Here is a 21,658-nt window from a genome sequence, read left to right on the forward strand (position 1 = left end):
CATGCAGCAGCCATTCGACCGCGCCGCAGAAGATCTCGGCAATTCGATCCATCTCGAGCATGTCAACGTGCAGGTACCAGACCAGCGCCTGGCGACGCTGTTCTATGTCGCCGGCATCGGACTGACCCGCGATCCCTATCTGATGGTGTCGGACAGCAACATGTGGGTGAATGTCGGCCGCAGCCAGTTTCATCTGCCGAGCGGCCGGCCGCAGGTGCTGCGCGGCCATACCGGACTCGTGATCGCAGGACGGCAGGCGCTGCTCGATCGCCTGGCTTCGGTTGCGCCCAAGCTCGAAGGCACCGCATTCACGTATCGTGAGCGCAACGATCATGTCGAGGCCACCTGCCCCTGGGGCAATCGGCTACGCTGCTATGAGCCGGATGCCGGCCGTTTCGGGCGCGTCTCGCTCGGCATCCCCTATGTCGAATTCGAGGTGCCACACGGCACAGCTGAGGCAATCACCCGCTTCTATCCTGACATCATGGGCATCCCAGCCAGTCTCGCGGACGATGATGGTGCGGTGGCGCGCGTCAAGGTCGGCAAGGATCAGGTTCTGCAATTCCGCGAGAGCGATCGGGTGCTGCCGGAATTCGACGGCCACCATGTCCAGATCTACATCACGGACTTCTCGGGTCCCTACCGGCGGCTGTGCGAGCGCGGGCTGGTCTCGCGCGAGGACAATCAGTACCAATACCGCTTCTGCGACATCGTCGATCCCGCCGATGGCCGGCGGCTGTTCACCGTCGAGCACGAGGTGCGCAGCGCCACGCACCCGATGTATCTGCGGCCACTGATCAATCGCAATCCCGCGCAAACCAATCGCACCTTCGCGCACGGCCACGAGCAGGCGCCTTGGGCGATGGGGCCGGACCAGTACGACGGATAAATGTTCGGCCTGCCCCGACGCACCTTCAGCAAACGCAACAACGAGCCGACATGCTTCCTTCACAGCGCCATCTGTTCGAGATTCCACCCGACATCTGCTACCTGAATTCGGCATCCAGCGGCGCGCTGCCGCGCACAACGCTCGACGCCGGCCGCGCCGCGGTCGGACGGAAAGGCCAGCCCTGGACACTCGGTGCCGGCTTCGACAGCCGCCAGTATGAACGCGCCCGCGCGGCGGCAGCACGTTTGATCAATGCCGATGCCGGCGACATCGCGCTGATCCCGTCGATCAGCTACGGCGTCGCGACGGCGGCAAAGGTGCTGACTGTTCCGCGCGGCACGCGGGTCATCGTGCTGGAGAACGATCACTCCTCGCCGGTGCTGGAATGGCATGCCCGCGCCGAGGCGCAAGGCTTCGTCATCGAGACCGTGCGCCAGCCCGCCGACGGCGACTGGACCTCGGCGGTGCTCGCCGCGATCGAGCGGTCAGGCGCGCCGCCGGTCGGCCTCGCCTCGATCTCCTCGGTGCACTGGTCGGACGGTGGCCTGATCGACGTCGATAAGGTGCAGGCCGCGCTGCGGCGGCATGGCGCAATGTTCGTGATCGATGCGACGCATGGCGCGGGCGTCGTGGCGATGGACGTCAAGCAACTCGACCCTGATGCGGTGATCTTCCCGACCTATAAGTGGCTGATCGGCCCCTATGGCCGCGCCTTCCTCTACATGGCGAAACGCCATCACAACGGCGTGCCGCTGGAGCAGACCGCCGCCGGACGCCGCAACGTGAATTCCGAGAACCCGGTCTATTTCGGCGATCTCGGCTATGTCGACAACGCGCGGCGTTACGACATGGGCGAGCGCGATTATTACATCTCGCTGGAGATGGCGTCGATCGGCATGGAGATGATGGCGGACTGGGGCGCGGCCGCCGTCGTCGAGCGGCTCGCGATGCTCACGCAGCGGATCGCCGACGGCGTTCGCGACCTCGGCGTCAGCGTGCTGGATCGCCGCCTGCGCGCACCGCATATCCTCAGCCTCGGCATGGCCGGTGGCATATCGAAAGACCTGATCGCGCAGCTTGCCGCCGAGAACATCCATGTCGCGCTGCGGCTCGGCCGGATGCGGATTTCGCCGCACGTCTTCAACGACGAGGCCGACGCCGACCGCTTCATCGCGGTCCTGGCGAAGCAACTGCGCGGTTAGCGATTCGTAAGGTGCGCGGCGCGAACCGTGCGCCTTGCGCCAACCATTCGTTCATCACGATGGTGATTGTTCCAGGCGCGGCGGCGCCAAACGTGACCTGCTTCACATCTTGCGCGACGTCCCCCGTGTTTTCGTAGTGCGAAGCATATGGGGGACGCCAATGCAGAAATTCATCGAAGAGCTGGACAGCGGCGACCGCCGCGTTGCCAACAACTGGACGATCGTCGCGTTCAGCCTCTACGGATCGATCCTGGCAAGCCCCGCCATATATGCCGCGGTCGAGCACAACCGCGACATCGGCTTCGCCGCCGCCGATGTCTCGCCCCCGGCGCAAGCGTAACATTAGCTGGCGATCAGGCCGGACGATTGCGTGTCGCCGTGAGCCCGGCGACGAGATCGAGCGCCAGCGCCGCGGCCACCGCTACCGCACCGATCACGAACAGCAACGTATAGTCGCCGCCGCTTTGCGTAAACAAATAGGACATCCCGTAGGCGCCGGCCGCCTGGAACAGTGCGAACGTCGTGGTGGCCTGCGCCCACACGGTGCGCTGGCCGGCGGCGGAATGCGGGATCAGCTCGTGGATGCGGCCGATCACGAGTGGCACGATGCCGGGCGTGAAGCCACCGACGATGATGCTGGACACGATCAGCACGGCGGGTGACGAACTCACCGCAGGCATCGCGACGGCCACGGCTTCAACCAGGAAGCCGACGCGGAGCGCCGCGGCGAAACCGGCGCGATCGGCGAGATGCCCGGTCAGCAGCGGGCCGATGACGGCGCCGAGGCCGTACAACACCCAGTAATGCGATCCTGCCGCGATCCCCTGCCCGAGTCCGCGGGCCACGAAATCGACCAGGAACACCATGTGAGGCACCAGCGCCAGTGCGTTGAGGCCGTACTCGACGCACAGCATCAGCACCATCGGCGACCGCGTGCCATGCGCCGCCGCATGATGCGCCTCGCTACCATGCGCCACAGCAGCCTCTGATGGCCACGCCTTCCAGCTGATCAGCGTCAGCACCGCCGACAATACGCCGAGGCCGACCCAGGCCTGCGTGACACCCTGCTGCAGCAACAGCGGAACCAGCGTGCCCGACGCCGCGACACCAAGCCCGACACCGGCGAAGATCACGCCGCCGACAAACCCGCGCCTGCTCGGCGCGATATGCGGCAGGATGGTCGATGCCGCCAGCACCATGATGACACCGCCGGTGACGCCGGCGAGAAAGCGGAAGCCGAAGAACCAGACGAAAGAAATCGGCACCGCGCAGGCAAAGCAGCACAGCGCGGCAAGTAGCATCATGCTGCGCAGTGCCCACACCGAGCCGATGCGCGACCCGAGATCGCGGGCGATCAGCGCGCCGGCGAGATAGCCGGCGAGGTTGGCGGCGCCGAGATAGACGGCTTCCGATGGCGTGAACCATTTTGCCGCGATTAGCGCCGGGATCAGCGGCGTGTAGGCAAAGCGCGCGAGCCCCAGCCCGACCAACGAGGCGCAAAGTCCTGCGGCTGCAGGCAGCCACACCGACCCGCCCGCATCCTGCGGCGCCGAGTGATGGCGCCGGCGATGATGATCGACATTGGTCCCGGACATCGACATCGGTTAAGCCCTTTGGCAGTTCTTGAAAAATGATTAGTTCCGATCGCTGCGATCGTTCGCAGCGATCACGGCTTGCGCATCGCTGCGAGCCTCTCGCGATATTCGAGCACCGGCAGTCCGCCCCAGCCCCAATTCTCGGTGTCGACCTCCTCGATCACGACGAAGGTCGATTCCACGGGCTTGTTGAGCACGTCGCGCAGCAGCTCGCTGGCGCCCTTGATCAGAGCGGCCTTCTGCGCCGGCGTGGTGGACGACGCCCCTGGCGTCGTCCCCTCACGCGTAACCTGGATGGTGACGATGGGCATGACAGCTCCCGATCATGCGCTAGCGGCCGGCGCTCTGGCCGCCGTCGACATGCAGGATCTCGCCAGTGACGAAGCCCGCAGTCTCCAGGAACAGCACGGCGTCCACGATGTCCTTTACCTCGCCCATCCGGCCGACTGGATGCAGCTTGGCGAGGAAATCATGGGTCGCAGGGGCATGCATCGGCGTCTTGATGACGCCGGGCGCAACCGCGTTGACCCGAATGCCCTTGGCGGCATATTCGATCGCCAGCGACTTGGTCGCCGCGTTCAACCCGCCCTTGGTCAACGACGCCAGCACGGAGGGTACGCTGCTGCTGGCATGATCGACGAGGCTGGTCGTCATTTGCACGATGTGCCCCGATCCCTCCTTCACCATCTCCTTCGCCACGCGCCGCGTGATGTAGAAGAAGCCGTTGAGATTGATCGCGAGGATCGACGCATAATCCTGGTCGGTGTAATCGGTGAAAGGCTTCGCGATGAAGATGCCGGCATTGTTGACCAGCGTGTCGATGCGGCCGAACCGATCCAGCGCCTGCGCCACGATACGGTCCGCGGTCGCGGGATCGCCGATGTCGCCTGCCACTGCCAGGACATCAGGGTCGGAGGACGGCTTGATGCCGCGCGAATTGGCGACGACACGATAGTTGCGATCGCGATAGGCCTTGACCAGTGCCTCGCCGATCCCCTGCGATGCGCCCGTAATGACGGCAACCTTCTGTTCTGCACCCATGATCTCTCTCCATCGGTTCGTGAAGCGGCTCAGCGCCGTTTCGATGGAGATCAACCTAGATACATACGCTATCCGCGCGAATGTCCGCTATTCGGCAGACACTCTTCCGCGCGGCGAACGAATGGCGCCGGCATTGCGGCTGGCCTCGCGCGACAGCCGTTCGAAATAGCGTTTCAGTCGCGGCACGGCGAAATCGGCGAAAGCGCGCACCTTCGGCACGTCGAAGCGCCCTTGCGGGGCGAGCAGATGCACCGGCAGCGGCGGATGCTCATCCTTCGCCAGCAGGATCTGCAGCCGGCTGTCGCGGATTTCCTCGGCGATGTGATAGGAGAACAGCCGGGTGATGCCGTGTCCCTCCGCGGCCGAGGCGACCGCCGCGCGCACAGTGTTGACGACGAGCCTGGGCGTGAACTGGATCGCGCGCGCGACCTTCGATTTCCTTGATGGCGGGAAGCTCCAGGAGTCGATCCCGAAATGCGTCATCGCGATGATCCGGTGTTTTGCCAGATCGGCCGGCTCGTTGATGACGGGATGCTGCGCGAGATAGCCGGGTGACGCCGCCACCACGCGGCGGACCTCGCCGAGCCTGATCGCCACGAAATTGGAGTCGGCAAGATGCGCGATGCGCAGCGCGACGTCGATCCCTTCGTCGATCAGGTTCACGGTGCGGTCGAGCATCACAAGCCGGACCGTGACCGCCGGATGTTCCACCATGAAGGCGTCGAGCACCGGCCGCAGCACGTCTTCACCCGTGACCACGGGGGCCGTGATCGTCAGCGTGCCGCGCGGCGCGGTCCGTTCGCCGCCGGCAAGAATGTCGGCTTCCTCGAGCTCGGAGAGGATCCGGCGACAGGCCGCCGCGTAGCGCTGGCCCGCCTCGCTCAGCTTCAGCGACCGCGTGGTGCGGTGAAGCAGCTCGGCGCCGACGTGATGTTCAAGGAACGCGATCGCCCGGCTGACCGCCGCCGGCGAGCGCCGCAGCCGCCGCCCCGCACCGGCGAGGCTGCCTTCGTCAACGGCCGCGACAAAGACCTTCATGGCGTCGATGCGGTCCATAGCTTTTCTCGTTTGAGGAAATGATTGAACGGAGGTTATGGGCGCGCCGGGCAAATGGCAACGAACCGCCATCGACGCCCTCGCGGCGTTGCGGCGGCATTGACGTGGCGATAGATTGCGACTGATCACACCAACGGAGGCACCATGGTGGTCAGCAAATGCGCGGCGCTCGTGCTCACAGCGGGCCTGATGATCCTCGCGGCTTCGGGCGCACAAGCGGATTCACCACGGACTGCGAGGATCCAGACGGCCCTGGAAGCATGGTTGGCCGACCGCGGTTCGCCTGAGAAGGTCACGGGCGTCGCTGCTTATGTCAGCTTCGGAGACACCGGTCCGGCGATCGAAGCGTTCGCCGGAAAGGTCGGCAGCGCACCACAGGACGCGCCAGTCCGCCAGGGTACGCTGTTCCAGATGGGCAGCACATCGAAGTCCTTCACGGCGGCTTTGATCCTGAAGCTTGAGGCTGCGGGCCGATTGTCGATCGACGACCCGCTCGGCAAATGGCTTCCGCAATATCCGGCGTGGAAGGAGGTGACCATCCGGCGCCTCCTCAACATGACGAGCGGTATCCCGAACTACTCCGAGACGGAAGCCATGTCCCGCATCTGGGTCAACGAGCCCACGCGCGATCTGACTGCCGAAAATCTGATCGAGTTCGCCTATCCCACCGGGAGCGGCGATCTGCCCAAGAGCAGCGGCTACCATTATTCGAACACTAACTACATCCTCGCCGGCATGATAGCGGCGAAGGTCGCCGGCCGGTCCTATCGCAACCTCGTGCACCAAATGATCATTGAAGCGGTCGGGTTGAACAGCACGTTCTACGAAAGCGGCGCATATCCAGTCGCGGTGACCAATCGCCTGGCGCACGGCTATTTCGACAATCCCGCCTGCGCCGACTATCAACCCAAATGCGTCAAGTCCTGGAATCTCGCCCTGGTCGGCCGTGACATCAGCACCATGAGCACCTCATGGGCGCAGGCTGCAGGTGGCGCGATCGCCGACGCGCGCGATGTCGATCGCTGGATGCGCGCCGTGTTCGGGGGACGCGTGGTACCGCCGAAGCAGCAGGCGGAATGGATGGAGTTGGTGTCGATCAAAACCGGCGAGCCGATCGCAGACGTCACGACCGACGACCCGCGCGGTTTCTCGCTCGGCCTCGGCAGGGCCGTCCTCGGGTCGATTGGCTCGCACTGGTTCTACCAGGGTGAGACGCTCGGCTACCGGACACTCTATGTGTGGTTCGAAAAGGACGATCTCATGATCACGCTGCAGACGAACTCGCAGCCCGCGGCCGAGGCAGACAAGCTCCATGACCTGCTCGGTGTCGTCTATGACATCGTGCGGAGTGACGCGAAGTAGCGGCCGACGAACAACGTTAGCCCGGTCGTCCAACGCAAGAGTGGAGATTGCGTTTCATTTCGGGCTCTCTCGCCGCACATTGAGGTTCGAATCGAAGAACTGCAACGCGGCGTTGCCGATGTGATCGTGCAGCTTGACCCTATCCACGCCGGGGGCATCATTGCAGGCATCGGGAAAATTGTCGCGCCCGACCTGGTCGCACTCGTTGCCGAAGATCTCGTGGCTGACCGGACCGGGCATCACGTCCAACTGCGCATGCGGGATGTATTTCGCAGCGAAGCCGGCATTTTCATCTGATGGTGTCGTGGTGTCACCGGCTCCGACGATCAGATAGGTCGGGATCGCCATCTGCCGCAGCCCGGCCTCGTCCATGCCGAACCCCCTGATATCGCCGGGAGCCATCGCAAAGGCCGCGCGGACCCGATCGTCGCGCAGGTTACGCGTGGGTTCGGCATCAACGCTCATCTGCTCGCGGATATAAGGCGGCACCGTCTCGTTGGTCTTCCAGCCGCGCTGGAACCGAACGAAAAGGTCGGGATTCACCCTGGCGCCACCAATCCAGAGCGAGGTGAATCCGCCCTGTGAATGTCCGGCAACGCCGATCTGGTTTGGATTGATGTGCGGTCCCCAGATCTTGTCCTGAAGAAGTTGGGAAATATCCAGGCTGAGATCGCGCGGCCGCTGCCAGATCCTGTTGCGCACGTAGAGAGCGCTCGAGTCATAGGTATTGGCCCGGAAGTGATACAGCATTGCCACGAGATAGCCGCGGGAGGCGAGAAATTCGCCGAACCACGCATAGAGCGAGCCGTTGCCGCCTGCCCCGTGCGAGAACATGACGAGCGGGTGCTTCAGACCATCGGACACGACTGGCGCGTCCTTGTACAAGTGCAAGTTGACGGCGAGGTGCATCTTGAAAGGAACGGCGTCAGTCGCCGGAGCGGCCGGATAGATCAGCATCAGGTTCAGAGGCCGACCGTCGGAAGGGTCAATATATTCGAGTTGCGTCATCCCGACAGGATACGGAGCCGCCCGCAGTACGTCTTGCGCCAGGGCGCGCGGGGGACCGGCCAGAGAACCGGAATAAACTCCGAGACAAACGGTGACGCCGGAAAGCAAGCGAGTGAGAGCATTTCGGCGCAGCTGGATTGTTCGCATGTCTCGCCCCTTCGCATGTCTTGCCCTTAGATATCTTGCTCCTTCGATCGACTCCACATCGTCAGACCAACGGGAAGGAACGGGCAGAGGCCGTTAGTCACCCTTCACGTCATACTGCTTGCTGAGGTGATCGCCGATCTGCACCAGCATCGCGACGCATTCGGGATAGCCGGGCTTGGCCACCGTGGCGTCCTCGGCGCTGGCGCGGAATTCCCAGCTGTCGCCGTCGCGGAGGACCGAGATTTCGATGCCATCAGGGCAGTCGGCGTGCACCTTCAATTCGACGCGCGCCATCGCGATCAGCTCGGCTTCGGTCTTGATCGGCTTGCTCATGTGACGGCGTTCTCCCGGCGTTTTCCAGTTTGCGCCGAGGTTGCCGATTTGACGGGCGTCTGTCGAGAGGCGTTACTGGGCGGCGCTCGCGCGCTTCTCACCCTTGATTGCCGGCAGGTCGCTCACTGGCGTGGCCTTTGCCTTGTCCCTTGCCTTGTCCTGGGCCTTGTCCGGCAGCGATCCCGTCGAGACCGGATCCGGCAGCGGCGCGCGGGCGGTGGCGTCGGGGAAGCGGGTCTTCATCTCGCGGATGAAACCGTCCAGCGTGTCGACACCAGCGGCCATCTTGGCGATCGAGGCGAACTCCGCGCTAGAGGTCGCGATCGGCTTGCTGGCGGCATCGAATGCCAATCTGTCGGCGTCACCCGACATCAGCGGCGCGTATTTTTCGCGGAACCGCGACAGGCCGATGGCGTCCTCGGCGAGCGCGTAGCCGACCACGGCGCGGATGATATCGGCCTTCTCGGCGGCATTAAGCGGCGTGAAGTCGCGCCAGCGGTCGGCGTAATAAAGCTCGATCTGCTCGGACGCCTCGCGCCATTGCCTCTGCGCCCAGTAGATGTCCGCCCGCAGCCGGATCGCCTCGCGGCCGGTGATGTTGGAGATGATGTCGAGCGCGAGGTCGTGCCGGCCGACATCGCTCTGCGCGCGCGCCTCGAGCAGCAGCCGCTGCTGGCGCAATTCGCCGGAGAGGTCGGCGATCCGGGTCAGGCGCAGCGCGGCGATGGCGCGGTCGGGCTTGCGGTTCATCAGATAAACCATCGCAAGGCGCGCGGCGACCTGGGCGCGCGCCGCGCCCTCGAGTCGCTTGTCGACCTGGTATTGCAGCAAATCGGTGGCCTGATCGAGCAGATCGACGCCGACGAGGCGATCGGCGAGACGGCGGATCATCTCGTCGCCGCGGCGGCCGATCGGGGTCAGCTCGCGGTATTCGTAGAAGGTGCCGAGCGCGTCGATCGGCTGCATCTCGTCGCCCTTGGCGCCGAGGAAAAGCTCCGTGAACAGCGCCGAGGCCGCATCCTGCGCCTGCCGCGATTCCGGCGAATTCGGCTGCAGCCGCGTCGCGGCGCGGGTCGCGGCAAAGGCGTCGGCATAGCGTCCGGTGTCCGAATAGATCTTGGAGAGCACAAACAGCGTCTTCAGCTCGATGGCGTCGCCGCGCCACATCATCGACAGCAGCTCGAATTCCTTCAGCACATCGGCCTGATTGATCTCGCCGCGCTTCTGCCGCAGCAGGGTTTCGAGCTGCTTGCCTTCGGCGGCGGCCTCGCGGTCGGCCGAATTGGCGGCGAAGCGATAGGCGTCGAGCGCATCCTTCTCCTGGCCGAGGGCTTCGCCCAGCCGACCCTTCAGCACGGCGACCGCAGGCTTGACGTCGTCGGGGACGCCGACCACGTCGAGGTCGCTCTTGCGCCGCGCCGCGCCGGCATAGTCCTTCACCTCGAGCGAGGCCCGCATCGCATCCATGGTGATGATGCGCTGCAGGTCGGACGGCAGCGTCGCGACCGAGAATTCCGCGTTCTTGAATCGCTCCCGCGCATCGGCCCATTTGCCCTGACGCGCAAAGGCAAGCGCCTTCCACAATTGGGAATCGTAACCATTGCCGATTACGGGATTGGCGAGATCCTTCAGGCCCTGTGCCGGGTGGCCGACCAGGATGCTGGCCACCGCATGCGTCATCACCACCGCAGGCTCTTCGCTGCCGCGCTTGCTGTCGGAGAGGATCAAATTGGTGACCGCATGGGCTTCGGGATACATGCCGCGCGCCATGTAGAAATTGGCGAGATCGAGCCGGGCCTGCGGAACCTGCTCGGCATTGGCCGCCGAGATCGCCGTGATCAGGCCGTCGAGGCGCTCGAGGAAATTCTCCGACTGGTTCTTGCGCCATTCGTCGACCTCGAACAGCGGCTTGACTGCGGCGGTGGCACGCTCGGCGGCGACGTCGGCCGACGACAGGGTCAGCCCCCCCGGCCGCCCCAGCATCACCTTGTCGGCGCCGACCTCGGCCTTCACGTCATCGGCGTTCGGATGCACCACGAGACCGTGGATCGATTCCAGCAGCGACAGCTCGACGAAATCCTGCCGCTTCATGATGCCGCGGGTCGGCGGCGGCGCGGTCACGACCCAGAGCGTGTCGCCGGCATCGGGATCGACCAGCCTGTGAAGCTGGCCGGGATTGGCAAGCGGCACGCTGACATTGGCGAGCGCGGGATCGGAGATGTTGCGCACCACGGTGAGCGGCAGCGGCGGCTTCTGCACGCGGTCGGCGAAGGTCAGCGTCCAGCTGACGCCGCGCGAGCGGTCATCGCTTTCGAGCGAAGGCATCTGCGGCCGGTTGAGGCGGATGCGGATCGCCTGCCCTTTCTCCAGCGGAATCCGGCTGACGTCGCCGATGATGGCGCCGCCCTTGTCGCGGATTGGATCGAGGTCGATGACGTCAAGCGAATCGAACACCATCCACACCGCGTCGGCGCGGCGGAACAATGCGGCGGGCGTCGCTGAAGGGAAGGAGAAGGTGACGCGGAGCCCGTCGCTGTCGCGCTGCGCCTCAACCGAACCGGTCTTGGCGTTCGGGCGCGCCTCCGAGGGCGGTGGTTGCGAGGCAGCCTGCGGCGCCGTCGCGGACCGCTCCATTGCAGGAGCCGGCGATTTCGGCGCCTCGCTGAGAGCCGCCTGCCGCGCTTCTGCCGCGCCTCCAGCCTTGCCGTCATGGAGCGCAGCCGGCCCGCTTTCGTCTGCAGGCGCGTTCTGCGCCGGTGCAGCCGCAGCCTGGACTTGCTCGGATTTGGCTGGCTCGGAGTTAGCGGTCTCGGACTTGACCGGTTCAGACTTGACCGGTTCAGATTGGGGCGTCTCGGATTTCGCCTGTGCAGGCTTGATCTCGATCTTGGCCTCTCGCGCAAAACCTTCCGACGTCACGGGGGCGATCGCGGCCGGCTGCTGCAGTGCCGCCCCCTTCTGCTTGCCGCGAACCGCAGGCATCAGCGAGGTGGCGGCCGGCATCGCCGGCTCCGGCTGCTCGTTGCGCTGGAATGCGACGTCGACGATGTAGTTCTTTTCCTCGCGGAACGAATGCACGTCGACATCGCCGATCAATGTCATGTCGACGGCCGACGTATCGGTATCGGCGCGCGCGCCGATCGAGGCGACGTTCGGGGGGGCTGCAATCTTGGCGTCCGCGAGGTCGAAGATCAGCGGCGTGTTGAACGACAACGTCAGCTTCTGTTCGTTCAGCACCGAGGAGACGCCGACACCGTCGGGGACCTCGAAGACGAAGCGCACGAAGGTCGGCTGCAGCAGCGCGCGGACGCGCACCGGCGGCCGCTTCTTCGCGGCATCGGCCGCGCGCTGCAGGCGAAGCAGGCGCTCGGCGGCGCGGGCGCGTTCGGCGAGTTCGCGGATCACCTCCTGCGGCAGCGAAGGCGGCGGGCCGGTCCAGCTGTCAGGCAGGAAATCGATGAAGATGCGCTCGCCCGCGGTCATCGTGTTGATGGTCACGCGGCGTGCCAGCGACAGGCGGATGGCCGAGCCGTCCGGATCGCGGCGCGCCGAGCCGACGTAGTCGGGCACGGCCTCCGACAGTTTCTCGACGGGGACGTCGACCGGACGCTTGAAGCGGATCACGATGATCGAGCCCGCCGTTGTCACCTCGGACTCGACGTCCTCCTTCAGCTTCAGCGTCAGCCGGGCAAAGCCGTTGGCGGCGGAGAATGTCGCCTCACCCGGCACCAGTGGCACGGGATCTTCGGCGCGCGCAGCGGTCGGCGATGCGAGAACGGCGAGAACGAGGCCGGAGGCAAGCGCGCACAACCGCGCAATCCGCGCCCACGCGCGGCCCTGCGACCATGTTCCAGCGGCAGCCGTTCGCGCCATCTCGAAACGTCTTGTCAAAGCCTCAACAATGCCAGCGCGAAGCGCCCTCGCCCACGCGTCCCGATCTTGGATTGGCGGCGTTAAGGAGCTGTTAACGTCAATGGATTGCGAAGGCGGCGGGGCACGCCGATCTCTTCAGATCGGTGTGTATTTGTGGGCCAGTCATCGCCAGGAGCCCGCAGTGGCCACGGAGCGGATGACTAATTCAGTAAAAAGGTGCGCGGACCTCATCGTTCGCGCGGTGGCTGGCCGGCTTTCGGTGGCATGACGATGGCGCCAGCGTTGGGGTGATGATCGTTGGTAAGCGCTCCCTGCCGGGCGCCATCACCTGGCATTCGTCCATCAAAAAGGAACGGCCGTGTTACATTCGCACTGGCTACGGCCGGCATATTCGATTGTCCAGACCTGGTATCTTGCGCGTTGGCCGCGGTCGCGGCCAGGACCAACACAAACGCGATTGCTAGTCTCGACATCACGAGCTTCTCCCCTTGCGAGCGGGACCATGCGCGGCGAAACGACTTGGTTCGGTTAGCGTCGGGCAGAAATCAGGCGTCAGGATGGCGACCGTTGATGGGGGCAAACCGGACGGTTGGCGAGGGATCAAACTGGCGCGCTGGACCCGGAACGGAAGTCGGCGACCTCCAAAGCCAATTCTTTCGGTGTCCCTCACGTCTTCCAGGCGTGGGGTTTAGGCAGCTATAATGTCCTATTCCGATCGATCCCTGGTATCCGTCTATGAACGAAGCCATCGTCCGCCCTGCGGCAGCACACGATCTGCCCGAGCTGTTGAAGCTTTATCGACACCTTCATCCGCACGATCCTCAGCTAGAGGCAGCAACCGCCGAGCGCGTCTGGTCGAAATTGCTAACATCCGGCGTCATGACCGTGATCGTGGCGCAAGCAGCGGAGCTACTCGTATCCTCGTGCACGCTCGCGATCGTTCCGAACCTGACGCGAGGCGGCAGATCATATGGGGTGATCGAGAATGTCGTCACTCACGCCGACTACCGTCGGCTGGGGCTCGGCCGACAGGTTCTTGCCCATGCGCTCGATGTTGCCTGGCAGGCCGATTGCTACAAAGTCCTGTTGGCGACGGGTTCGAAGCGGGAGACCACCCTGCGCTTCTATGAGGAAGCGGGCTTTCATCGCGACGGTAAAACCTACTTCGAAGTACGCCGTCCCTAGCTTGCAGGCTTTGCGCGTCAATCGTCGCCGCGCGCTCCTGCGCTCGCGAGTTCCCGCAGCGCGGGCGCATCGAGGACGACAATCGCGCCGTGTTCAAGACGAACCCATTTGCGCAAGGCCCACGCGCGCAATTGCTTGTTGATGCTCTCGCGGGTCATGCCGACCATGTCGCCGATTTCCTGTTGCGTAATCGCAATGGTGCCCCCTTCGGCATCGAGCTTGCGCGCCTCGCTCAGGCCGAGCAGCGCGCTGGCAAGTCGTCCCGGCAAATCCTGCAGAATGAGCTGCTCGACCTGATCGCTTGTCCGCCGAACCCGCGCGCACAACAGCTCGATGAACTTCATGGCGAGCGTCGGCTGGCTGCGCACGAAGGGGAGAAAGTCGCGGCGGTCGATGACGAAAATCTCGCAATTGGTGTTCGCCGTGGCGTCGGCACTCCGCGGCTGTGCATCCAGCACCGCCATCTCGCCGAACAGCTCGCCGGGCCCGATCAAGTTGAGGATTGCGTTGCGGCCTTCAGAAGAGGAGATACTGATCTTCACCGTGCCGCTGATAACAACGTAAAGGCTGTTGCCCGGATCATCCTTGGCGAAAAGCGTGGCGCCTCGCTTCAGCGCAGTGTGCTTGGCATAGCGGCAAAGCTGGTCGAGCGCCTCGGCCGCAAGATCGCGAAAGTACGGGTGCTGGCGCAGGACGGACAATTTAATGGGTTGGGTCATGTGATCCGCTGCCGAGAAATCCGACAATTTGCGTGCCCGGTTGCTGCGCACGAGCCGTGGATCGAAGGTTACCGCGCCGAGCACCACGAGCCACCCCACGGGGCCATGCGCATGCAGTGGAGGGACGATACCACGCTCAAATCACGCAGTCTCTGATGACGTCACGCTCCAGCTCATCCGCCAGCCGCAGGCTGGTTGGGGCGCCACACGTCTCCCGGCGATAGGCGAAGAAACCACGCTACCCCGTCAGTTCGTCTTCGGCGTCAGCAGCCTGCCTTCGATCTTGGGAAGATCATCGCTCGTCGTGTTGCTGCCGGCGCGGCGGGCGAGTTCGACGGTGAGCCGCTCGGCGGCTTCCGGCTGCATCAGGCCGAGGATGTCGGACATCTTGCGCGGCTGGATCTGCGAGGCGATCTCGTAGAGCACGCTCATGTCGAGCCGATCGAACACCTTGGCGGCGTCCTTCGGCTTCATGTTCTCGTACATGGTGACGATGCCCTTGAAGCGGGCGGCGTCGGCCTCGGCCTTCTTGGCCGCGGTGGCGATCGCCTGGGCATCGTTGGCCTTGGCCTCCTCGACCTTGGACGCGATGCGCTTCTCGGCGGCCTTCAACAGGCTCTCGCGGATATCGACCTCGCGCGCGCGCTGCTCGAGTTCCTGGCGGCGCGCCTGCAGCCGTTCCAGGATGGCGCGCTCCGAGGCCGAGACCGGCGCGGTCTGGTCCATATTGACCACCACGCCGTCAAGCTTGGGCGCGGCTTCGGGAGCCACGGGCTTTGGCGGCTCCTCCTTCGTTTCTTGCTTCTTTTCTTCTTTGCCTTCCACCGATCCCGTGATGTCGGCGGGGTCGATCTTGACCTTGTTGTCGGCCGCGACCTTGTTGCGGCTGGGGAAGTTGAAGGTCTCCTGCGCCCACGACTGCGTGGTCGACTGCGGATCGTAGTCGAACACGTAGCCGCCATCGAGCACGAGGCCCGCGATCTTCAGCACCATCAGGCCGAAGATCGCGGCCAGCACGACAGGTATCACCCTAATGTCACGGAACCACTTCATGCAGCGAGGCCGCTGGCCCTCCGGCGCTCGGTGAAGGCTTCGGCGGCCGCCGCGACGGCACGCGCGGCGGAGACCCTCGGCGCCGGTGCGACCGCTGCTGATGGCACCGATGCCGATACAGGCGCCGCTGCGGGTTCAGCGGGCCGCGCCGCAAGCGCGATCTTGGACAGGCGGCGCACCACTTGATCGCTTTCGGCGAGCTGGCTCTTCAGATGCGCCGACATCTGCGTCGCCGCCTCGAGCCGGTTGCCGAGGTTCTCGTTGACGTCGCGAACGGCGTGCTTCAGCCCGCCGATCGCCCGCTCGGCGATCTCGGTCGCGGTGATCAGTTCGCCGATCGTCGCCTTCAGCGAATGCTCGTCCGCCTTCAGCCGCTGCAGCCGCTTGTTGAGCAGCCAGCAATAACCGATCGTCAGCATCAGAAGCACTGCGACAAGACTCTCGATTGCTATTCCAAGTCCGTGACTCATGGTGCCTCCATCATCTTGGTCTGCTCGTCCGCCCTCTCGAACATCGCGAAGGTGGTTTGCGGTTTGCGCAAATTCTTGGTGACGCGGATCGCGACGCGGTCGCCGACCCGCCCCATACGCCCTTCGGTCAAAATGACGTTGCCGCAACGCACCGACACCAGCGAGTTGGCGCTAATGTCGAGCGGCAGCGTGTCGCCGACCTTCAGCCGCATCAGCTGCTTCAGCGGAATGTCGGCCTCGTAGAGCACCGCATCGACCGAGATCTCGGCCTGCGCCACTTCGGTGGCGAAATGGCCTTCCCAGATTTCGTCACGGCCGAACTTTTCGCCCATGAACATCTGCAACAGCACGTTGCGGATCGGTTCGATGGTGGCGTAGGGCAGCAGCAATTCGACATTGCCGCCGCGGTCTTCCATGTCGATGCGCAGCCGCACCAGGATCGCGGCATTGGCCGGACGGCTGATCGCGGCGAAGCGCGGGTTGGTCTCGAGCCGGTCGATCGTGAACGTCACCGGCGACAGCGGCCGGAACGCCTGTTCGGCATCCGACAGCACCACCTCGACCAGGCGCTTGACCAGGTTGGTCTCGATCGTGGTGTAGGGCCGGCCCTCGATGCGGAGCTGGGTCTGGCCGCGGCGGCCGCCGAGCAGCACGTCGATCATCGAATAGATCAGGCTGGAATCGACGGTGGCGAGGCCGAAATTCTCCCACTCCTCCGCCTTGAACACCGAGAGCACCGCCGGCAGCGGGATCGAGTTCATGTAGTCGCCGAACCGCACCGAGGTGATGCGGTCGAGCGAGACTTCGACGTTGTCTGAGGTGAAATTGCGCAGGCTCGTCGTCATCAACCGCACCAGGCGGTCGAACACGATTTCGAGCATCGGCAGGCGCTCGTAGGACACCATCGCGGAATCTATGATGGCGCGGATGCCGGAATGCTCGTCGAGACTGACGTCGCCGACGGTGAAGCCGAGGAGATTGTCGATCTCCTCCTGCGACAGCACGCGCTCGCCATTGGCGGTCTTGCTGCCGAAATCGCGGCTGCCGTCCTCGACCATGGCCGCCCATTGCAGCGACATGTTCTCGGTGAGTTCGTTCTTGGCCGCCTCCTCCGCTGCGGCAACGGGATCCTCGGAATCGAGCGAGGCTTCCCACTGCGCCGCAATGGCATCCTGGTCCATCTGGTCGTTGCCGGCCATGGCTTTATGTCCGCCCCGTCACTGGATCACGACTTCCTTGAACAGCACCGCGTTGACCTGATTGGGCGCCAGCGCGAGATTGACGCGCTTGGTCAGCTCCTCCTTGAGGCGGAACAGGCCGGCCGAGCCGTTGAGGTCGCTCGGGCGCAGTTCGCGCATATAGGTCTGGAACAGGTCGGTGACGCGCGGCAAAGCCGGCTTGATGGCCTCGGCCTGCTTCTCTTCCTTGAGCTCGAGCACGAGCTTCAGTTTCAGGTACTGCACGCGCTCGCCGGGCGCTCCGACCAGATTGACCATCATGTCGGGGATGTCGACGAAGGACGGCGGCTTCGGCGGCGGCGCTTCGGCGTGCTGCTCCTCGCCGTGGCCGCGCATGAAGAAGAACCATCCGCCCGCACCGGCACCGACGATGACCAGGAAGCCGACGGCGGCAATGATCAGCTTGAGCTTGCCCTTCTTCGGGGCGGCGGCTGCGCCGTCGCCGCTATCCGTCTTTTCCTCGTCCGCCATCGTCCGCCCGCTTCAATTGAGGGATGCGAACGCGATTACCACCAGCCTTGGCCTGAAGACGCGATACAAATGCCGCTGGCGCACGCGCGCCCCCACTGACGGCAACTCTGCGGTAATAATGGTTAATGGAAACTTAGCATTAACCCTCCACTAGGAAAAAACTGCCGGGCAAACATGGTCAACAAGACCTTTCTGCCGCCCCGTCAGGCGCCCGACAAAATACCTAACCCATTCAAATTACGTCATATTTTGAGTTGGCACGGCTTTCGCTGAGAGGACAAGCGTAACCGGCAGGCTTGGGAGAGCCGAGAGGTTACCGACGATCCGGTGTCAAGGCTTGGGAGAGCTTAGCAATCGGATCACCTCACAGGGGAGAACCACCGATGCAGAATACGCTTCTGGTCGGACTATCGAAGCAGATGGTGCTGGAGCGGCAACTCGATGTCGTTTCCAACAACCTCGCGAACATGAACACCAACGGTTTCAAGGCCGACCGTTCGCTGTTCCAGGAATATCTGTCGTCGAGCGCGCATGAGGACAATTTCGCCTCCTCGGACCGCCGCGTCTCGTTCGTACAGGACCGCGCCACCTTCCACGACTTCACGGCGGGCCCGACCGAGCAGACCAAGAGCCCGCTCGACGTCGCGATCGACGGCGACGGCTTCCTCGTGGTGCAGACGCCCGGCGGCGAACGCTACACCCGCGACGGCAATCTGCAGATCAACAACCAGGGCCAGCTCGTCACCTCTTCGGGCTACCAGGTGCTCGGCAATTCCGGCCCGATCGTGTTCCAGCAGACCGATCACGACGTCAACATCGCCGCCGACGGCAATATCACGGTGGTCGAGGGCACGGCCCGAACTGACTCGGTGCGCGGCAAGCTGCGGCTGGCGTCGTTCGCGCAGGCCCAGCGCCTGCTGAAGGAAGGCGGCAACCTCTACGCGCCGGGTGAAGGCGCCACGGCGGCGATCGACACAAAATCGCAGATCCGGCAGGGCTTCATCGAGAAGTCCAACGTCAATTCCGTCACCGAGATGAGCCGCATGGTCGAGATCACGCGGACCTACACCGCAATCGCATCGCTTCTGCAGCAGCAGAGCGACCTGCACAAATCGGCGATCGAGAAGCTCGCCGACGTGCCGACCTGATCCGGAGGATTGACCGATGCGCGCATTATATACCGCTGCGACCGGAATGGCGGCACAGGAACTCAACGTTCAGGTGATCTCCAACAACATCGCGAACCTGCAAACCACCGGCTACAAGAAGCAGCGCGCCGCGTTCCAGGACCTGATCTACGACCATGTCACCCGGGTCGGCGCGCAGGCCTCCAGCCAGGGCACCATCCTGCCTGTTGGCATCGACCTCGGCGGCGGCGTCAAGACCGTCGGCACGCCGCGCATGATGACCCAGGGCACGCTGTCGCCGACCGGCAACACCCTCGATCTCGCGGTCCGCGGCGACGGCTTCTTCAAGATCCTGATGCCGGACGGCACCTTCACCTACACCCGCGACGGCTCGTTCCAGATGGACAACCAGGGCCGCGTCGTCACCGCGCAGGGCAATCCGGTGCAGCCGACCATCACGATCCCGCAAAACGCCTCGGGCATCACCATCAACACGCAAGGCCAGGTCTCGGTCACGCTGCCGGGCTCGACTGCCTCGACCACGGTCGGCCAGATCGGCCTGACGCGGTTCATCAACGAAGCCGGGCTGAACCCGATCGGCGATAATTTGTTCACGGATACGCCGGCCTCCGGTCCGGCGCAGGACGGCATCGCCTCCGCCGACGGCTATGGCGACCTGCAACAGGGCAACCTCGAACAGGCCAACGTCGAGGTGGTCTCGGAAATCTCCAACCTGATCGCGGCACAGCGCGCCTACGAGATGAACTCCAAGGTGATCTCCGCGGCCGACCAGATGATGCAGTCCACCTCCAACCTGTTCCGTTGAGGATGATGTCGATGATCGCCCGCTCGCCCTTTGCAGCCTCGGTCCTGGCAGCCTCGGTCCTGGCAGCCTCGGTCCTGCTCGCCGCGACGGTGACCCTGGTCGCGGCCACGACCTCCGCGGCCGCACAAAACAGCGGCGAGACCATCGCGGTCCCGACGCTGCGCGCCAGCGTCACTGTCGCGGACGACATCGTGCGCGTCGGCGACCTCATAGACAACGCCGGCAGCGCAGCCACTGTTGCGATCTATCGCGCGCCGGACCTCGGCACCACGGGCACGCTGCCGGTCGCGCAGGTGTTGAACATGCTGCGCGCGCGCCAGGTCATCGGCGTCGACACAAGCGGCCTCAAGGAGATCACGGTGACGCGGCTGGCGCGCACGATCGACACCAAGGAGCTCGAGCAACAGGTGGCGCACGCGCTCGAGCGCCGCCACGGCCTCGGCGATGCCGCCAATATGAGCCTGACCTTCGACCGCGATCCCGGCGACCTCCGCCTCGAAGCCACCAACACCGGCGCGATGCAGCCGGTCGCGGTGCGCTACGAACCGCGCAGTGCGCGCTTCGACGTCAGCTTCGAGATCGCCAATGCCGCCGGCGCCGCGCCGCTCAAGCTGCGCTTCACCGGAACCGCGATCGAGACCGTCGAGGCCGCCATCCTGACCCGCAGCGTCGAGCGCGGCGATGTGCTGAAGGCCTCCGACGTGGTGGTCGAACGCCGCCCGAAAGCGGAGGTCGGCACCGACGCCGCGGCGCGCGACAGCGCCATCGGCATGCAGGCCCGCCGCCAGATCACCGCCGGCCGGGCGCTGCGCACCCCCGATCTGGTCAAGCCCGATCTCGTCACCCGCGACCAGAACGTCACGCTGATCTACCAGAACGCCGGCCTCTACCTCACCGTCCGCGGCAAGGCGATGGACGGCGGCACCGAAGGCGACGTCGTCAGCGTGATGAATTTGCAGTCCAAGCGTGTCGTCTCCGGCACCGTGATCGGCCGCGGCCAGGTTGCGATCGAGGTCGCAACGCCGCGCCCGGCACCGGCCGCCGACGCCACCTCTTCGCTCGGCACCGCCCAGCCGCCCGCCACCGTCAAACTCAGTTCAGTCGCTCCAAACGCCGAGTAAGTGTCATGTCCCCGTATCGTACCAACCGCTTCCTCCTGACCGTTTCGCTGCTCGCGCTCGGAACAATCGCCAGCGGCTGCTCGGCGATCGACCGCCTCTCCCAGATCGGCGAGCAGCCGAAGCTGGCCTCGATCGACAATCCGACTACGGCGCCCGGCTACAAGCCGGTGCAGATGCCGATGCCGAAGCCCGAGGTCGCCTCCTACAGCCCGAACTCGCTGTGGCGAAGCGGTTCGAGGGCCTTCTTCAAGGACCAGCGCGCCGCACGCGTCGGCGACATCCTCACCGTCACCGTGAACATCACGGACAAGGCCAATATCGCCAACGAAACGCAGCGCAGCCGCACCAATACCGAAGACTCCGGCGTCACCGATTTCCTCGGCGCGAAGACACTCGGCGCCCAGGCGCAGAAGGTGCTGCCCGGACGGCTCTTGACCGCCGATTCCACCTCATCCAGCGACGGCAAGGGCTCGGTCAACCGCCAGGAAGCGCTGCAGACCAACGTCGCGGCCGTTGTCACCCAGATCCTGCCGAACGGCAATCTCGTCGTCGAAGGCAAGCAGGAGATTCGGGTCAATTACGAAATGCGCGAACTGATCGTCGCCGGCATCGTACGCCCGGAGGATATCCAGAGCGACAACACCATCGACTCCTCGAAGATCGCCGAGGCCCGCATCGCCTATGGCGGCCGCGGTCAGATCAGCGACGTGCAACAGCCGCGCTACGGCCAACAGGTGCTGGACGTCCTGCTCCCGTTCTGACCTCTTCACGAGCTCCCACATCTCGTCGCGAACCTAGGCGCGGCGTGATGTACCAACGCGGCCTCCGTTAGCTCCCCTAACGGAGGCCGCGGCATTTTGATCGCGCCCACCCGGGGAGCAAACGGTTCCCCAGTGGCGACAACAATTTCAGCCACGAACGCCTGCAATTTCGGCAGCCTTG

21 protein-coding genes are annotated in these 21,658 nt (G+C 64.6%); 9 read left to right on the plus strand and 12 right to left on the minus strand.

The features are described 5' to 3' along the window. Nucleotide 1 precedes the first annotated feature (1 nt). From UP10_RS04280 to UP10_RS04290, 3 genes are all read left to right on the plus strand, one after another. Nucleotides 2-889 carry a hypothetical protein gene (locus tag UP10_RS04280; protein ID WP_044586189.1) on the plus strand — a complete coding sequence of 296 codons (888 nt, stop codon included), beginning with the start codon at nt 2-4 and terminating at the stop codon, nt 887-889. Nucleotides 890-939: 50 nt separating this feature from the next. Next, the gene (locus UP10_RS04285; RefSeq protein WP_044586078.1) at nt 940-2,091 is read left to right on the plus strand and encodes an aminotransferase class V-fold PLP-dependent enzyme; all 1,152 of its coding nucleotides are present in this window, start codon (nt 940-942) and stop codon (nt 2,089-2,091) included. 160 nt (nt 2,092-2,251) lie between these two features. Further along, complete coding sequence (locus tag UP10_RS04290) at nt 2,252-2,431, plus strand: hypothetical protein (RefSeq protein ID WP_044586079.1); 180 nt, start codon at nt 2,252-2,254, stop codon at nt 2,429-2,431. A gap of 13 nt (nt 2,432-2,444) precedes the next feature. Here UP10_RS04290 and UP10_RS04295 read toward each other — a convergent pair whose 3' ends face one another. From UP10_RS04295 to UP10_RS04310, 4 genes are all read right to left on the minus strand, one after another. Continuing rightward, a complete protein-coding gene (locus UP10_RS04295; RefSeq protein ID WP_156179646.1) occupies nt 2,445-3,692 on the minus strand; it encodes a YbfB/YjiJ family MFS transporter in 1,248 nt (415 codons plus the stop codon). 65 nt (nt 3,693-3,757) lie between these two features. Further along, on the minus strand, nt 3,758-3,997 hold the full coding sequence (locus UP10_RS04300; RefSeq protein ID WP_044586080.1) for a tautomerase family protein: 240 nt from the start codon (nt 3,995-3,997) through the stop codon (nt 3,758-3,760). A 19-nt stretch (nt 3,998-4,016) separates the two neighbouring features. Continuing rightward, a complete protein-coding gene (locus UP10_RS04305) occupies nt 4,017-4,727 on the minus strand; it encodes an SDR family NAD(P)-dependent oxidoreductase (RefSeq protein ID WP_044586191.1) in 711 nt (236 codons plus the stop codon). 87 nt (nt 4,728-4,814) lie between these two features. Then, a complete protein-coding gene (locus UP10_RS04310; RefSeq protein ID WP_044586081.1) occupies nt 4,815-5,783 on the minus strand; it encodes a LysR family transcriptional regulator in 969 nt (322 codons plus the stop codon). 144 nt (nt 5,784-5,927) lie between these two features. Here UP10_RS04310 and UP10_RS04315 point away from each other — a divergent pair, with 144 nt between their 5' ends. Further along, a complete protein-coding gene (locus UP10_RS04315; protein ID WP_044586082.1) occupies nt 5,928-7,145 on the plus strand; it encodes a serine hydrolase domain-containing protein in 1,218 nt (405 codons plus the stop codon). 54 nt (nt 7,146-7,199) lie between these two features. Here UP10_RS04315 and UP10_RS04320 read toward each other — a convergent pair whose 3' ends face one another. The 3 genes from UP10_RS04320 to UP10_RS04330 form a co-directional block, all read right to left on the minus strand. Next, entirely contained in the window at nt 7,200-8,261 is a 1,062-nt protein-coding gene (locus tag UP10_RS04320; protein ID WP_197086735.1) for an alpha/beta hydrolase family protein, read from the minus strand. A gap of 132 nt (nt 8,262-8,393) precedes the next feature. After that, nucleotides 8,394-8,633 carry a hypothetical protein gene (locus UP10_RS04325; protein ID WP_044586083.1) on the minus strand — a complete coding sequence of 80 codons (240 nt, stop codon included), beginning with the start codon at nt 8,631-8,633 and terminating at the stop codon, nt 8,394-8,396. Between the two features lie 72 nt (nt 8,634-8,705). Continuing rightward, complete coding sequence (locus tag UP10_RS04330) at nt 8,706-12,506, minus strand: hypothetical protein (protein ID WP_044586084.1); 3,801 nt, start codon at nt 12,504-12,506, stop codon at nt 8,706-8,708. A 735-nt stretch (nt 12,507-13,241) separates the two neighbouring features. Here UP10_RS04330 and UP10_RS04335 point away from each other — a divergent pair. After that, a complete protein-coding gene (locus UP10_RS04335) occupies nt 13,242-13,691 on the plus strand; it encodes a GNAT family N-acetyltransferase (RefSeq protein WP_044586085.1) in 450 nt (149 codons plus the stop codon). A gap of 17 nt (nt 13,692-13,708) precedes the next feature. On the opposite strand, the gene UP10_RS04340 is transcribed toward UP10_RS04335, so the two are convergent. The 5 genes from UP10_RS04340 to fliL form a co-directional block, all read right to left on the minus strand. Then, complete coding sequence (locus tag UP10_RS04340) at nt 13,709-14,410, minus strand: Crp/Fnr family transcriptional regulator (protein WP_044586193.1); 702 nt, start codon at nt 14,408-14,410, stop codon at nt 13,709-13,711. Nucleotides 14,411-14,656: 246 nt separating this feature from the next. Continuing rightward, nucleotides 14,657-15,463 carry a MotE family protein gene (locus UP10_RS04345; RefSeq protein WP_044586086.1) on the minus strand — a complete coding sequence of 269 codons (807 nt, stop codon included), beginning with the start codon at nt 15,461-15,463 and terminating at the stop codon, nt 14,657-14,659. Continuing rightward, complete coding sequence (locus UP10_RS04350; protein ID WP_044586087.1) at nt 15,460-15,933, minus strand: DUF6468 domain-containing protein; 474 nt, start codon at nt 15,931-15,933, stop codon at nt 15,460-15,462. Before UP10_RS04350 ends, UP10_RS04345 begins: the two co-directional genes overlap by 4 nt. Next, nucleotides 15,930-17,132 carry a flagellar motor switch protein FliM gene (gene fliM, locus UP10_RS04355; protein WP_044541601.1) on the minus strand — a complete coding sequence of 401 codons (1,203 nt, stop codon included), beginning with the start codon at nt 17,130-17,132 and terminating at the stop codon, nt 15,930-15,932. The genes UP10_RS04350 and fliM overlap by 4 nt, the downstream gene beginning before the upstream one ends. A gap of 18 nt (nt 17,133-17,150) precedes the next feature. Continuing rightward, nucleotides 17,151-17,642 (minus strand): flagellar basal body-associated protein FliL, encoded by a 492-nt coding sequence (gene fliL / locus UP10_RS04360; protein WP_044586088.1) that lies wholly within the window; start codon nt 17,640-17,642, stop codon nt 17,151-17,153. Between the two features lie 383 nt (nt 17,643-18,025). Between fliL and flgF the strand changes: the two genes are divergently transcribed. Genes flgF through flgH form a run of 4 tightly spaced genes read left to right on the plus strand, consistent with a single transcriptional unit; the run spans nt 18,026 to nt 21,477 of the window. Beyond that, nucleotides 18,026-18,790 carry a flagellar basal-body rod protein FlgF gene (gene flgF, locus UP10_RS04365; protein WP_044586089.1) on the plus strand — a complete coding sequence of 255 codons (765 nt, stop codon included), beginning with the start codon at nt 18,026-18,028 and terminating at the stop codon, nt 18,788-18,790. Between the two features lie 16 nt (nt 18,791-18,806). Then, entirely contained in the window at nt 18,807-19,595 is a 789-nt protein-coding gene (gene flgG, locus UP10_RS04370; protein ID WP_044541604.1) for a flagellar basal-body rod protein FlgG, read from the plus strand. An 11-nt stretch (nt 19,596-19,606) separates the two neighbouring features. Next, nucleotides 19,607-20,716, plus strand: a complete 1,110-nt coding sequence (flgA, locus tag UP10_RS04375; protein WP_156179647.1) for a flagellar basal body P-ring formation chaperone FlgA — start codon at nt 19,607-19,609, stop codon at nt 20,714-20,716. A gap of 5 nt (nt 20,717-20,721) precedes the next feature. Next, a complete protein-coding gene (flgH, locus tag UP10_RS04380; protein ID WP_044541605.1) occupies nt 20,722-21,477 on the plus strand; it encodes a flagellar basal body L-ring protein FlgH in 756 nt (251 codons plus the stop codon). The last annotated feature ends 181 nt before the right edge of the window (nt 21,478-21,658 follow it).

Origin of the sequence: Bradyrhizobium sp. LTSPM299, from assembly GCF_000938235.1 — a bacterium.
Taxonomy (GTDB): domain Bacteria; phylum Pseudomonadota; class Alphaproteobacteria; order Rhizobiales; family Xanthobacteraceae; genus Bradyrhizobium.

Bases quoted from the DNA above. Each gene is read 5' to 3' on its own strand.
- UP10_RS04350 (WP_044586087.1), bottom strand. From the start codon at position 15,933: ATGAGTCACGGACTTGGAATAGCAATCGAGAGTCTTGTCGCAGTGCTT.
- UP10_RS04305 (WP_044586191.1), bottom strand. From the start codon at position 4,727: ATGGGTGCAGAACAGAAGGTTGCCGTCATTACGGGCGCATCGCAGGGG.
- UP10_RS04340 (WP_044586193.1), bottom strand. From the start codon at position 14,410: ATGACCCAACCCATTAAATTGTCCGTCCTGCGCCAGCACCCGTACTTT.
- flgF (WP_044586089.1), top strand. From the start codon at position 18,026: ATGCAGAATACGCTTCTGGTCGGACTATCGAAGCAGATGGTGCTGGAG.
- fliL (WP_044586088.1), bottom strand. From the start codon at position 17,642: ATGGCGGACGAGGAAAAGACGGATAGCGGCGACGGCGCAGCCGCCGCC.
- UP10_RS04285 (WP_044586078.1), top strand. From the start codon at position 940: ATGCTTCCTTCACAGCGCCATCTGTTCGAGATTCCACCCGACATCTGC.
- fliM (WP_044541601.1), bottom strand. From the start codon at position 17,132: ATGGCCGGCAACGACCAGATGGACCAGGATGCCATTGCGGCGCAGTGG.
- UP10_RS04295 (WP_156179646.1), bottom strand. From the start codon at position 3,692: ATGTCGATGTCCGGGACCAATGTCGATCATCATCGCCGGCGCCATCAC.
- UP10_RS04325 (WP_044586083.1), bottom strand. From the start codon at position 8,633: ATGAGCAAGCCGATCAAGACCGAAGCCGAGCTGATCGCGATGGCGCGC.
- flgG (WP_044541604.1), top strand. From the start codon at position 18,807: ATGCGCGCATTATATACCGCTGCGACCGGAATGGCGGCACAGGAACTC.
- flgA (WP_156179647.1), top strand. From the start codon at position 19,607: ATGATCGCCCGCTCGCCCTTTGCAGCCTCGGTCCTGGCAGCCTCGGTC.
- UP10_RS04300 (WP_044586080.1), bottom strand. From the start codon at position 3,997: ATGCCCATCGTCACCATCCAGGTTACGCGTGAGGGGACGACGCCAGGG.
- flgH (WP_044541605.1), top strand. From the start codon at position 20,722: ATGTCCCCGTATCGTACCAACCGCTTCCTCCTGACCGTTTCGCTGCTC.
- UP10_RS04315 (WP_044586082.1), top strand. From the start codon at position 5,928: ATGGTGGTCAGCAAATGCGCGGCGCTCGTGCTCACAGCGGGCCTGATG.
- UP10_RS04280 (WP_044586189.1), top strand. From the start codon at position 2: ATGCAGCAGCCATTCGACCGCGCCGCAGAAGATCTCGGCAATTCGATC.
- UP10_RS04345 (WP_044586086.1), bottom strand. From the start codon at position 15,463: ATGAAGTGGTTCCGTGACATTAGGGTGATACCTGTCGTGCTGGCCGCG.
- UP10_RS04335 (WP_044586085.1), top strand. From the start codon at position 13,242: ATGAACGAAGCCATCGTCCGCCCTGCGGCAGCACACGATCTGCCCGAG.
- UP10_RS04290 (WP_044586079.1), top strand. From the start codon at position 2,252: ATGCAGAAATTCATCGAAGAGCTGGACAGCGGCGACCGCCGCGTTGCC.
- UP10_RS04310 (WP_044586081.1), bottom strand. From the start codon at position 5,783: ATGGACCGCATCGACGCCATGAAGGTCTTTGTCGCGGCCGTTGACGAA.
- UP10_RS04330 (WP_044586084.1), bottom strand. From the start codon at position 12,506: ATGGCGCGAACGGCTGCCGCTGGAACATGGTCGCAGGGCCGCGCGTGG.